This window comes from Sphingomonas baiyangensis, assembly GCF_005144715.1.
Lineage (GTDB): Bacteria > Pseudomonadota > Alphaproteobacteria > Sphingomonadales > Sphingomonadaceae > Sphingomonas > Sphingomonas baiyangensis.
This window is the reverse complement of record NZ_SWKR01000002.1, coordinates 2,300,721-2,314,157: the sequence shown is the minus strand read 5'-3', so window position 1 is coordinate 2,314,157 and position 13,437 is coordinate 2,300,721. Positions and strand designations below refer to the sequence as shown.

Genomic DNA, 13,437 nt, shown 5'->3' with positions numbered 1-13,437 from the left:
TCGCGATGCTGGCGCTGCGCGAACGCTGGGGCTGAGGCGCCTTTTGGACCGCGCCTTCGGCGCGTTCCAGCGGTGCCGGCCCGCTCCCCCTCCCGGCCACCCACACGGTACTCTGATGGGTGGCCGGGAGGGGGAGCGGGCCGGCACCGCAATCAGTCAGCCCGCACCCGCAGCATCGCCAGCGCCGCCAGGCCCATCACCGCGGCGGCAATCAGCATCGTCCAGCCCGGCTGGCCGGGGAACAGCCGCTCGATCGCCGCGCCCATCAGCGCCGCCACCAGCAATTGCGGCAGCACCACGAAGAAGTTGAAGATGCCCATATACACGCCCAGCTTGTGCTGCGGCAGCGCGTCGGCGAGCATGACATAAGGCATGGTGAGGATCGACGCCCAGGCGATGCCGATGCCCACCATCGGCACGATCAGCAGCGTCGCGTCGCGCAGCGTCAGCAGCCCGATGAAGCCCGCCGCGCCGCACAGCAGCCCCACCATGTGCGTGCGCTGAGGCCCGATGCTGCGCGACAGGCGCGGCAGCGCGAAGGCGCACACCGCCGCGACGCCCGAATAGATGGCGAACAGCACGCCCACCCAATTGCCCGCCTCGTTATAGGCAGGCGATGCCGGGTCGGTCGCGCCATAGACCTGCAACGCCACCACCGGCGTCGTATAGACCCACATGATGATGAGCGCGCCCCAGGTGCAGAACTGCACCAGCGCCAGCCGCCGCATCGTGTCGGGCATCGTCGCGAGGTCGCTCACCACATGGCTGAGCAGATTGTCGCCGCGTCCGGCCGCGATCATCCGGCGCGAGGCGATCTGCGCGACGCCGAACACCGCCAGTCCCACCGCCACCAGATAGGCCTCCTGCTTGAGCGCCAGCGCCCATGCCGCTGCCGCAGCCGCGCCGCCGCCCGCCAGCCACCATGGCCCGGTGGCTGGCGTCGCGAGCGGCGCATGGTCGGGCGGCGGCGGCGCCTCGCCATCGGCGGCGGCATAGCGCGCCAGTTCGTCGGGCGCATATTCGCGCGTGCCGAGCACGGTCCAGAGTACGGCGGCGAGAAGCGCGGCGGCACCGATATAGAAGCTGTAGCGAACCGTATCGGGCACCGCGCCGGGCGCGGCGGTGTTGGCCACGCCCATCTGCGTCAGCACCCAGGGCGCGAGGCTGGCGGCGACCGCGCCCGCGCCGATGAACGCCGTCTGGAAGGCATAGCCCGCCGGCCGCTGCGCGCGCCGCAGCATGTCGCCCACGAAGGCGCGGAACGGCTCCATCGTGACGTTCAATGAGGCGTCGAGGATCCACAGCGTCACCGCCGCCGCCCAGATCGCGGGCGAATTGGGCATGAAGCACAAGGCGATGGTGCAGAGAATTGCGCCGACGAGGAAATAGGGGCGACGGCGGCCCAGCCGCGTCCAGGTACGGTCGCTGTAATGGCCGATGATCGGCTGGACGATGAGACCCGTCAGCGGCGCCGCCATCCACATCAGCGCCAGATCGTCGATCGGCGTACCCAGCGACTGGAAGATGCGGCTGGCATTGGCGTTCTGGAGCGCGAAGCCGATCTGCACGCCGAAGAAGCCGAACGAGATGTTCCACAGGCCGCCAATGCCCTGATGCGGCTTGCCGCCCGTGTCGCTCATGCCCCGCTCCCGTGTCCGCCCCGCCCGTGTTCGGGCTTGTCGTGCTTGGGTCTAGGCGGGGGCCTCTGGGCGCGCCTCACGTATTCGTATGCGTGCCGCAGCTCTGCCGCTCTTTGAGCGTGACGGGCAGCAGCCGGCTGCGCGGATCGCGATTGTCGAGCCGCGCGAGCAGTGCCGCCACCAGCGCCTCGCCCGCCTGCTGCGCATCCTGCGCGACGGTGGTGAGCGGCGGGCTCGCTTGGTGCGCGGCGGGGATGTCGTCATAGCCGACCACCGCGATGTCGTGCGGCACGCGCCGGCCGGCGGCCTGCAAGGCATGGATCGCGCCGATCGCGATCAGGTCGCTCGCCGCCACCACGCCGTCATAGTCGACGCCGCGTGCCGCGAGCGTCGCGATCGCCTCGGCACCGGCGGCCTCGAGCGTGATCGCATCGGCCTGCAACGCCGGCTCGACCGGCACACCCGCGGCGTGCAGCGCATCGCAATGGCCGAAATAGCGCTCGCGAAACTCGGGATAATGATCGTCGGCCGAGCCCAGGAACGCGATGCGCCGCCGCCCGTGCGCAAGTAGATGCTCGGTGGCGAGGCGCCCGCCGGCACGGTTGTCGCAGCCGATGGTGGTGCCGCGATCGCCGGGCTCGGGCGATCCCCAGCGCACGAAATGCGTGCCCTGCGCGTGCAGCTGCTCGAGCCGCGGGCGATACAGCGCATAATCGCCATAGCCGAGCAGGATGATGCCGTCGGCCTTGCGGCTGTCCTCATAGGTCTTGTGCCAGTCGCCCGCGAGCTGCTGGAAGCTGATGAGCAGGTCGTACCCTTCGCTCGCCGCTGCGCGCGTGATCGATCCCAGCATCGAGAGGAAGAAGGGGTTGATGAGCCCCGCATCGGCGGTCGGGTCCTCGAAGAACAACAGCGCCAGCGTGTGCGACTGCTGGCTGCGCAGGCTCGATGCGTTCTTGTCGACCGCGTAATTCAGCTCGCGCGCGATCTCCTCGATGCGCGCACGCGTCGCGGCGCTTACCGAAGGGCTGCCGCGCAGCGCCCGCGAAACGGTGGGCTGCGACACGCCCGCGCGATAGGCGATGTCGAACGAAGTCGGGCGCTGCGACGCCGTGCGGCTCACCTTCGTCGCTCCTCTCGCTTCGCGGCGCGATCCGCCGCGCATGTCGTGGCCATCACGCTAGCTTGTGCCCGCCATGCGGTAAAGCCATGCCACCGCAAGTCCGTGTTGCTGCGGAGCAACAGTGCTGTTGCCCATGACATACGTATGCCTTCTGTTCGATCGACGGGCGCCGCGCATAAAAACCGATCATCGGCGCGGCCACTCCAGCCAGGGGATCGCCGGCGCCGGGGAACATCGAACGGACACCCGCGGCAACAAGCGGGATCGGTCTGTGGGGGAGAGATATGGCACTTCGTACCCGTATTCGCGCGCCGTTCGCCGGCGCCAGCACGCTGGCTCTCGCCTTGTCGATGAGCATCGCCGCACCCGCCTTGGCGCAGGACGCCGATCCGGTGCAGGAGGAAAGCGAGGCGGGCGACGACATCGTCGTCACTGGCTTCCGTCAGAGCCTCGAGAACGCCATCAACGCCAAGAAGCTGCGCGACCAGGTAGTCGAATCGATCTCGGCTGAGGATATCGGCCGTCTGCCCGATGCGTCGATCGCCGAGTCGATCGCGCGCCTGCCCGGCCTCACCTCGCAACGCGTCTCGGGCCGCTCGAACGCCATCTCGATCCGCGGCTTCGCGCCCGACTTCTCGACCACGCTGCTCAACGGCCGCGAGCAGACCTCGACCGGCGACAACCGCGCGGTCGAGTACGATCAGTATCCGGCCGAAGTCATCAACCAGGTGCTCGTCTACAAGACGCCGATGGCCAGCCTGATCGGCCAGGGTCTGTCGGGCACCGTCGACCTGCGCACCATCCGCCCGCTCGAGTTCGGCAAATCGACGATCACGCTCACCGGCCGCGGCATCTATACCGATCTCGGCAAGCTCAACGCCGAGTCGAACGAGTTCGGCTACCGCGTCAATGGCGTCTATGTCGATCAGTTCTTCGACGATACGCTGGGCGTCGCGCTCTCGGCTTCCTATGTCGATGAGCCGTACCAGATCCAGGAGTTCAACGCCTGGGGCTATGCCGGCACGCCGCAGGGCAACGTCATCGGCGGCTCGAAGAGCTACGTAACCTCGACCGCGCTTAAGCGCCTCGGCCTCCAGGGTACGGTGCAGTGGCAGCCAACGCCCAACTTCACCATTACCGCCGATGGTTTCTACTCGGATTTCGAGGACAACCAGATCAAGCGCGGCATCGAGCTGCCGCTCGCCTTCAACGGCAATGTCACGCTCACCGGCGCCCAGACGACCGACGGGCTCGTCACCTCGGGCACGTTCAACAATGTCGAGGGCGTGGTGCGCAACGACCTGTTCGAGCGCGCGGCGAAGCTCTATTCGGGCGGCCTCAACGTGAAGTGGGAAGGCGATGACGGCTGGAACGTCTATGGCGACCTGAGCTTCTCGAAGACCGACCGCAACGAGCTGGTGCTCGAATCGAACGCCGGCACCGGCCGTGGCGAGGGCGTGGGCGCCACCGATACGATCGGCTTCGTGACCGGCCCACGCGGCACCGTGTTCAGCCCGCGGCTCAACTATGCCGACTACAACCTCATCCGGCTGACCAGCCCGCTCGGCTGGGGCGGCAACCAGACCTCGGTCGACGGGCGCCAGATCCTCAACGGGCAGGACGGCTATTACAACAACCGCATCATCGTCGACGAGATCCGCCAGTATCGCGGCGAGGTCGAAAAGGAGCTCGAAGGCTTCCTGCGCAGCGTGCAGTTCGGCCTCAACTTCACCCAGCGCACCAAGCAGCTGACGCCCGACGAGGCGTTCCTCGGCCTCGTCGCCAATACCGACGGGCAGACGAGTGTCGTCATTCCCGAGCAGTTCCGTCAGCCGACCACCAGCCTCGACTATCTGGGGCTGGGGCCGATGGTGAGCTACAACCCGCTCGATCTGCTCAATGCCGGCATCTACCAGCTGGTGCCCAATCCCTTCGGCGATGTCGTGGTCAAGGCCTACGACATCCAGGAAGAGCAGATGACCGCCTATCTCCAGGCGAACATCGATCAGGATATCGGCACCGCGCAGCTGACGGGCAATGTCGGCGCGCAGGTGATCTTCACCGATCAGAACTCGAACGGCGCCACCGCGCGCTTCGCGGGCAACCTGCCCAACGGCGCGCCGATCATCGTCGGCGATCCACGCCGCGAATCGACCAACTATGTCGATTTCCTGCCCAGCGCCAACCTGTCGCTGCGTACCGCGAGCGATTTCGTCATCCGCCTGTCGGCGGCGCGCGAGATCATCCGCCCGCGCCTCGATGATCTGCGCGCGTCGCTGAGCTTCGGGTTCGAGATCATCAACAACGTCGCGACCGTCACCGGCAGCTCGGGCAATCCCGATCTGCGGCCGTGGCGCGCCAACGCGGTCGACCTGACGTTCGAGAAATATTTCGGCAGCAGCGGCTATCTGGCGGCGCAGTTCTTCTACAAGGACCTGCAGAGCTACATCTACAACACCGACGTGCAGTTCCCCATTGCCGGCATCCCGCTCGAGCAGCCGGGTGCGGGCATCGTGATCGCGCCGATCGGTCGCCTCAACATTCCCGTCAACGGCGAGGGCGGCAATCTCTACGGCGTCGAGCTGGCGGGAACGCTGCCGTTCAACGTCATCACGCCGGCGCTCGACGGCTTCGGCATCACCGGCGGCGTCTCGTACACCGAATCGCAGCTGGCACCCGCGCCCGGCGCGCCCGAGGACGATATTCCCGGCTATTCGAAGTGGGTCGCCAACGGCACCGCCTTCTTCGAGAAATGGGGCTTCAACATCCGCGGCTCGGTGCGCTACCGCTCGAGCTTCGTCGGCGAGCTTTCGGGCTTCGGCGCGGCGCGCGTACGGCGGCGGGCGCTGGGCGAGACGATCGTCGACGGACAGATCGGCTATGATTTCCAGCCGGGCTCGGCGCTCGAGGGCGTGGCGCTTTTCCTCCAGGGCCAGAACCTCACCGACGAGCGCTTCGCCACGGTCAATCCGGGCAACGAGCTCGAGGTGATCGACTACCAGATCTACGGCCGCCGCTTCCTTGCGGGTGCGACGATCCGTTTCTGAGCTAAAGGGGGCGCGTGGGTTCCTTTGCGGCAACGCGCCGCGAAGGGGCCGCCGCTCGCTTCCTTCGTCACGCTAGGGAGGCCCGCATCGTGGCCGATCGCATGCGCAGCATCGTCATCGCCGGCGGCGGCACCGCCGGGTGGATGGCCGCCGCGGCGTTCGCGCGCTTCCTGCCGCGCGAGGCCTGGCGCGTCGTCCTCGTCGAATCCGAAGCGATCGGCACCGTCGGCGTGGGCGAGGCGACGATCCCGCAGATCCAGCTGTTCAACCACCATCTGGGGCTCGACGAGGATGAGTTCCTCGCCGCCACGCAGGGCAGCATCAAGCTCGGGATCGAGTTTCGCGACTGGGTGCGCCCCGGCCATGCCTATATGCACGGCTTCGGGCAGGTGGGGCGCGGGCTGGGGCTGGCCGAGTTCCACCATTACTGGCTGCGCGCGCACGAAGCCGGCACCGCCGCGCCCTTCGGCGCCTATTCGCTCAACAACATGGCGGCCGCGGCGGGCCGTTTCGCGCGGTTCGAGGCTCAGGGGCCGGTGCCGCCAATGCCCTATGCCTTCCACTTCGACGCCGGGCTCTATGCCGCCTATCTGCGCCGCCATGCCGAGGCCGGCGACGTCGTCCGTCACGAAGGCCGCATCGTCGCGGTCGAGCCGGGCGAGGGCGGCATCGCCGCGCTGCTGCTCGATGGCGAGCGGCGGATCGCGGGCGATCTGTTCATCGACTGCACGGGCTTTCGCGGGCTGCTGATCGGCGAGGCGCTGGGGGTCGGCTATCATGACTGGCGCCACTGGCTGCCTTGCGACCGCGCGCTTGCCGTGCCCAGCGCGCGCGTCGGCGATCCGGCGCCCTATACGCGCGCCACCGCGCGGCGCGCGGGCTGGCAATGGCGCATCCCGCTGCAACATCGCACCGGCAACGGCTATGTCTATGCCAGCGCGCATGTCTCCGACGACGGGGCCGCCGCCACGCTGCTCGCCAATCTCGATGGCGAACCGCTTGGCGATCCGCGACCGCTGGCCTTCACCACCGGCAAGCGCGAGGCGTTCTGGGCAGGCAACTGCATCGCGCTGGGGCTTTCGAGCGGATTCCTCGAACCGCTCGAATCGACGAGCATCCACCTCATCCAGACCGCGGTGGCGCGCATCCTCGCCTTCCTGCCCGCCGACCGGCCGACCGAGGCCGACCGCGCCGAATATAACCGCCTGACGCATGTCGAATATGATCGCATCCGCGACTTCCTGATCCTCCACTATCACGCCAACCAGCGCGTCGGCGAGCCGCTATGGGATGCGATGCGCGCGCTCGAGCTGCCCGAAGAACTGGCGCGCAAGCTTGATCTGTGGCGCGCATCGGCGCGGCTGTCGCGCCGCGACGACGAACTGTTCGCCGAACCCGGCTGGACACAGGTGCTGATCGGGCAGGAAATACTGCCCGAGCGCCACCATCCGCTTGCCGATGCGCCCGGCGATCGCGATCTCGCGGCGTTCCTCTCCACCGTCGCCGACGTCGCGCGCCGCACTGCCGCCGCGCTGCCGCCGCATGGCGATTTCCTGCGCGGCCTGTCGCGTGCTCCCCAGATGAAGGTTTCCGCATGATCCGCATGATCGGCGCCACGCTCGCGCTCGCGCTCTCCGCCGCTCCCGCCGCCGCGCAGGATCTGCGCCAGCGACTGCCGCAGGACGAGGTCATCTATTTCGTGCTGCCCGACCGGTTCGAGAATGGCGACGCCGCCAACGACCGCGGCGGCATCGCCGGCGATCGGCTCGCGCATGGCTTCGACCCCGCGCACAAGGGCTTCTTCCACGGCGGCGACCTCAAGGGACTGACGCAGCGGCTCGACTATATCCAGTCGCTCGGCATGACCGCGATCTGGCTGACGCCGGTGTTCAAGAACAAGGCGGTGCAGGGCGGCGCCGGCGAGGAATCGGCAGGCTATCACGGCTACTGGATCACCGATTTCACCACCGTCGACCCGCATCTGGGCAGCGAGGCTGATTTCAAGGCGCTGGTCGACGCCGCACATGCGCGGGGCATGAAGGTCTATATGGACATCATCGCCAACCACACCGCCGACGTGCTGTATTTCGCCGAATGCGAGGGCAAGGGCGAATGCGCCTACAGGAGCCGCGCCGATTATCCCTATGCGACGCGCGGCGGGCCGAAGGGCCGCGCGATCAACACGGGCTTCGCCGGCGACCAGCTGATGACGGCCGAGAATTTCGCGCGGCTCACCGACCCCAATTACGCCTATACGGTCAAGGTCCGGCCCGCCGAGCGCAGCGTCAAGGTGCCCGCCTGGCTCAACGACCCCATCCATTACCACAATCGCGGCAACACGACCTTCTCGAACGAAAGCTCGACGATGGGCGATTTCGTCGGCCTCGACGATCTGATGACCGAAAGCCCGCGCGTGATCGCGGGCATGATCGACATCTATGGCGACTGGATCGACCGCTACGGCGTCGACGGCTATCGCATCGACACCGCGCGCCATGTGAACCCCGAATTCTGGCAGGCCTTCGCCCCCGCCATGCTCGCGCGCGCCAGGGCGAAGGGCATCCCCAATTTCCACGTCTTCGGCGAAGCGGCGTGGAGCGAGCTCGAACCCGGACTGCTCGCGCGCCATACCGTGGTCGACAAGCTGCCGAGCGTGCTCGATTTCGCCTTCGCCACCGCCGTCCAGCAGACCGTGGCCGAGGGCAAGCCGACCGCCGCACTCGCCAAATTGTTCTGGGGCGACGCGCTCTATGCCGGTGGCGAGCCGACCGCGCTGCAACTGCCGACCTTCATCGGCAATCACGATCAGGGCCGCTTCGCGATGTTCGTGCGCCGTGCCAACCCGAACGCGGGCGATGCCGAGCTGCTCGCGCGTACGCGGCTGGGGCATGAGATGCTGCTTACGCTGCGCGGCGTGCCCACCGTCTATTATGGCGACGAGCAGGGTTTCGCCGGCAAGGGCAACGATCAGGACGCGCGCCAGACGATGTTCGCCAGCCGCGCGCAGACCTATCGCGAGGAGAAGCTCGTCGGCACCACGCGCACGCATGCCGAGGATCATTTCCGCACCGATCACCCGCTGTTCGGCACCATCGCCACGCTGTCGAAGCTGCGCGTCGCGACGCCGGCGCTCACGCGCGGACGGCAGGTGACGCGCGCCTATAGCGACGACAAGGCCGGGCTGTTCGCCGTCAGCCGCTTCGATCCCACGAGCGACGCCGAAGTGCTCGTCGCGTTCAACACCTCGGCGGCGCCGATCGCCGCCAATGTCGAGGTCGAGACGCGCTCGCGCCGCTTCCGCACGCTCTACGGCAAGGGCTGTCCCGCCACGGCGAGCGCGCCCGGATCGGTCGCGGTGACGATCGCGCCCTTCTCGACCATCGTCTGCGCGGTCGAGGCGCGATGAGCAGCGCCGCCGCCCCGCTGATCGCCGCTGCCGAACCCTGGTGGAAGGGCGCGGTGATCTACCAGATCTATCCGCGCAGCTTTGCCGACGCCAATGGCGACGGCGTGGGCGACCTGCCCGGCATCACGCAGCGCATGGAGCATGTCGCAGCACTCGGCGTCGACGCCATCTGGGTGTCGCCCTTCTACACCTCGCCGATGCGCGACTTCGGCTATGACGTGTCCGATTTCTGCGGCGTCGATCCCGTGTTCGGCACGCTCGCCGATTTCGACGCGCTGGTTAAGCGCGCGCACGGCCTCGGCCTCAAGGTGATGATCGATCAGGTCTATTCGCACTCGTCGGACCAGCATCCCTGGTTCGCCGAGAGCCGCGCCAGCCGCGACAATGCGAAGGCCGATTGGTATGTCTGGGCCGATCCCAAGCCCGACGGTTCGCCGCCTTCCAACTGGCAATCGGTGTTCGGCGGGCCGGCCTGGCAATGGGATGCGCGGCGCGGCCAATATTATCTGCACAATTTCCTCGTCGAGCAGCCTGATCTCAACCTGCATAATCCGGCAGTGCAGGACGCCATCCTCGGCGTCGCGCGCTTCTGGCTTGAGCGCGGTGTCGACGGTTTCCGCATCGATGCGCTCAACTTCGCGATGCACGACCCCCTCTTGCGCGACAATCCGCCGCTCGCGCCCACCAACCGCGCGCGCAGCCGGCCGTTCGACTTTCAGGACAAGATCCACAACCAGTCGCATCCCGACATTCCCGCCTTCATCGAGCGGCTGGCCGGCGAGATGCGCCGCCACGGCGCGGTCTTCTCGATGGCCGAAGTAGGCGGCGATCACTGGGCGCGCGAGATGGCGCTCTACACGCACGGCCCCCGCCGGCTCGACAGCGCCTATGGCTTCAACTTCCTCTATGCCGAGCGGCTGACGCCGGCACTCGTGGTCGATGCGCTGTCGGTATGGCCCGATACGCCCGATCATGGCTGGCCGAGCTGGGCGTTCGAGAATCACGACGCCCCGCGCGCGATCTCGCGCTGGGTGGCGCCCGAGCATGCCGCGGCATTCGCGCGGATGAAAATGCTGCTGCTCCTCAGCCTGCGCGGCAACGCCATCCTCTATCAGGGCGAGGAGCTGGGGCTGGGGCAGGTCGACATCCCTTATGACCGGCTGGTCGATCCCGAAGCGATCGCCAACTGGCCGCACACACTGTCGCGCGATGGTGTCCGCACGCCGATGCCGTGGGTGGCCGACGCGCCCGATCGCGCCTTCGGATCGGCCGATCCGTGGTTGCCGCACGGTCCCGAGCATGGCGCGCTCGCGGTCGATCGGCAGGCAGCCGATCCGCAGTCGCTGCTCGCCTGGACCCGGCGCCTGATCGCGCTGCGCAATGCCGAGCCGGCGCTGCGATCGGGCAGCCTTTCGATCACCCATGCCGACGAGGCGCTCCTGGTGTTCGAGCGCGCGCACCCCGCCGGCGGCCGGCTGGTGTGCGCGTTCAACCTGTCCGATGCGCCGGTCGACTGGCAGGCGCCATCGGGCAGCGTGCTGGTCGCGGCGGGCGATAGCAAAGCCGGCACGCTCGGTGCCTATGCCGCGCAGATCGTGCGCGCGGCGTGACATATTCCAACAAGGAGCGTTCGATGTTGCGACCCCTGATGATCGGCCTCGGCCTCACGCTTGCGGCGATGCCGGCGCACGCCCAACAGGCGGCACCCGCCAGCGTCACCTCGCCCGACGGGCGCATCGCCGTGACGCTCATGGCCGACAATGACGGCCGCCCGACCTATACCGTCATGCGCGACGGCAAGCCGGTGATCGAGCCGTCGCATATCGGCTTCCTGCTCGCCGATGCCGATCCGCTGACGCGCAACTTCCGCATGACGGGCAGCGAGACGGGCGCCGTCGACAGCCGCTGGGAACAGCCCTGGGGCGAGCGCCGCTTCGTGCGCGACCACCACCGCTCGCTGAAGGCGCGCTTCCAGGAGACGTCGGCGCTCGGCCGCGTGATCGAGGTCGAGTTCCGCGTGTTCGACGATGGCGTGGGGTTCCGCACGCACCTGCCGCAGCAGCCCAATCTCGCCACCGCCAACATCGCCGAGGAGGCGACCGAGTTCGTCATCGCCGAGCCCGGCACCGCATGGTGGATTCAGGGCGGCGACTGGAACCGCTACGAGCAGATCTACGCGAAGACGCCGATCGACGCGGTATCGACCGCGCACACGCCGATCACGATGAAGCTCGATGGCGGGCTGCACCTCGCCTTCCACGAGGCCGCGCTGGTCGATTATTCGGGCATGTGGTTCCAGCGCGTCGAACGCCGGCGCTTCCGCACCACGCTGTCGCCCGGCACCGGCGGCGGCCCCAAGGTGGTGCGCGCAGCACCCTTCCACACGCCGTGGCGCACGATCCGCATCGCCGAGGATGCGCCGGGGCTGTACGACAACGACCTCGAGCTCAACCTCAACGAGCCCAACAAGCTCGGCGACGTCAGCTGGGTGGTGCCGCACAAATATATCGGCATCTGGTGGGAGATGCATCTCGACAAGTGGAGCTGGGCAACGGGGCCCAAGCACGGCGCCACCACCGAGCACGCCAGGGGCCATATCGATTTCGCCGCGAAGCACGGCTTTCGCGGCGTGCTGATCGAAGGCTGGAACAAGGGCTGGGACGGGCCGTGGTTCGGCGGCAATTCGGATTTCAGCTTCACGCAAGGAACGCCCGATTTCGATTTCAAGGCCGTCACCGACTATGCTCGCGCCAAGGGCGTGCGGCTGATCGGCCACCACGAAACCGGCGGCAACATCGCCGATTATGAAGCGCAGCTCGACGCGGCGATGAAGCTCTACGCCGATGCGGGCGTCGATTCGGTCAAGACCGGCTATGTTGCCGATGCCGGCGGCATCCAGGCACCCAATCCGGCCGGTGGGCGCAACCTGTTCGGCTGGCATGACGGCCAGCGTATGGCGCAGCATCATCTGAAGGTCGTCGAGACCGCTGCGAAGTACCGAATCGCGGTCAACGCGCACGAGCCGATCAAGGATACCGGCCTTCGCCGCACCTACCCCAACTGGGTGGCGCGCGAGGGTGCGCGCGGCATGGAATACAATGCCTGGGGCAGTCCGGTGAACCCCGCAGGGCACGAGGCGACGTTGGTATTCACGCGGATGCTCTCGGGGCCGATGGATTTCACCCCCGGCGTGCTCAGCCTCAAGGGCAAGGGCGACATCGTCCTCAACTCGACGCTGGCCAAGCAGCTCGCTTTGTACGTCGTGCTCTATTCGCCGATCCAGATGGCCGCCGACCTGCCCGAGAATCTGGCAAAATATCCGCGCGAGCTCGAATTCATCAAGGCGGTGCCTGCCGACTGGGCCGAGACGCGCATGCTCTCGGGCGTCGTCGGCGAACATGCCGTGCTGGCGCGCAAGGATCGCAAGTCGAACGACTGGTATCTGGGCGGCGTCACCGACGATACCGCGCGCGCGCCACAGCTTACGCTCGATTTCCTCGACGCCGGGCGCGACTATACCGCGACGATCTGGCGCGACGGCGAGGGCGCCGACTTCCGCACCGATGCGCGCCATGCCATCGCCTATGAGACGAAGCGCGTGCGCAAGGGCGAGACGCTGACGATCCCGATGGCGCCCGGCGGCGGCTTCGCCGTGCGGCTGGCGGCGGCGCGGTGAACCGGCGGGCCGCGATCGCCGCGATGGGAGCCGCGGCGCTCGCCGCCTGCACCCGCGCCCGCTGCATCGCGACGCCCGAGCTTGCCGATCGCACCTTCGACGCGCCCGGCATCGGCCCGCTCCGCGTAAGCATCTGGACGCCGCCCGGCATGGCCGCAGGCCGGCCGCGCCCGGTGCTCTACATGCATGACGGACAGAACCTCTTCGACCCGGCGGTCAGTGGCTACGGAAAGGTCTGGCATGTCGATCGCGCGGTGCGTGCGCTCATGCGCGGCACCGGCCCGCTCCCCCACCCGGCCACCCATCAGGATATGCTAGTGGGTGGCCGGGTGGGGGAGCGGGCCGGTGCCGATACGGCGCAGCCAGACAAATCGCTCGGCGACGATGCGCCCATCGTCGTCGGCGTGTGGAACCCCGGCGATGCGCGCTTCCGCACCTATCTGCCGCAGGTCGCGGTCGACCGGCTACCCCCTGCCGTGCTTGCCGACGCGCGCGGGCGGATCGGCGCCGGCGCGGTCATGTCCGACGCCTATCTCGCCTTTCTT

At 67.9% G+C, this 13,437-nt stretch carries 7 protein-coding genes and 1 pseudogene; 6 read left to right on the top strand and 2 right to left on the bottom strand.

All coding sequences use genetic code 11. From position 1 onward, the window contains the following. Window positions 1–152 precede the first annotated feature (152 nt). Window positions 153–1,640, bottom strand: a complete 1,488-nt coding sequence (locus tag FBR43_RS14485; RefSeq protein ID WP_136943761.1) for an MFS transporter — start codon at window positions 1,638–1,640, stop codon at window positions 153–155. 76 nt (window positions 1,641–1,716) lie between these two features. After that, window positions 1,717–2,763 carry a LacI family DNA-binding transcriptional regulator gene (locus FBR43_RS14480; RefSeq protein WP_249276612.1) on the bottom strand — a complete coding sequence of 349 codons (1,047 nt, stop codon included), beginning with the start codon at window positions 2,761–2,763 and terminating at the stop codon, window positions 1,717–1,719. 284 nt (window positions 2,764–3,047) lie between these two features. On the opposite strand from FBR43_RS14480, the gene FBR43_RS14475 reads away from it, so the two are divergent. The 6 genes and pseudogenes from FBR43_RS14475 to FBR43_RS16335 form a co-directional block, all read left to right on the top strand. Continuing rightward, window positions 3,048–5,810: a TonB-dependent receptor gene (locus FBR43_RS14475; protein ID WP_136943759.1), complete on the top strand. Its 2,763-nt coding sequence runs from the start codon at window positions 3,048–3,050 to the stop codon at window positions 5,808–5,810. Window positions 5,811–5,911: 101 nt separating this feature from the next. Next, entirely contained in the window at window positions 5,912–7,408 is a 1,497-nt protein-coding gene (locus FBR43_RS14470) for a tryptophan halogenase family protein (RefSeq protein WP_136944253.1), read from the top strand. Continuing rightward, window positions 7,405–9,216, top strand: a complete 1,812-nt coding sequence (locus FBR43_RS14465) for an alpha-amylase family glycosyl hydrolase (protein WP_136943758.1) — start codon at window positions 7,405–7,407, stop codon at window positions 9,214–9,216. The genes FBR43_RS14470 and FBR43_RS14465 overlap by 4 nt, the downstream gene beginning before the upstream one ends. Beyond that, window positions 9,213–10,826: an alpha-amylase family glycosyl hydrolase gene (locus tag FBR43_RS14460; protein WP_136943757.1), complete on the top strand. Its 1,614-nt coding sequence runs from the start codon at window positions 9,213–9,215 to the stop codon at window positions 10,824–10,826. The genes FBR43_RS14465 and FBR43_RS14460 overlap by 4 nt, the downstream gene beginning before the upstream one ends. A gap of 23 nt (window positions 10,827–10,849) precedes the next feature. Then, window positions 10,850–12,892 carry a glycoside hydrolase family 97 protein gene (locus FBR43_RS14455; RefSeq protein ID WP_136943756.1) on the top strand — a complete coding sequence of 681 codons (2,043 nt, stop codon included), beginning with the start codon at window positions 10,850–10,852 and terminating at the stop codon, window positions 12,890–12,892. Then, a pseudogene (locus FBR43_RS16335) lies at window positions 12,889–13,437 on the top strand (hypothetical protein); the annotation flags it as partial. The gene FBR43_RS14455 and the pseudogene FBR43_RS16335, both read left to right, overlap by 4 nt.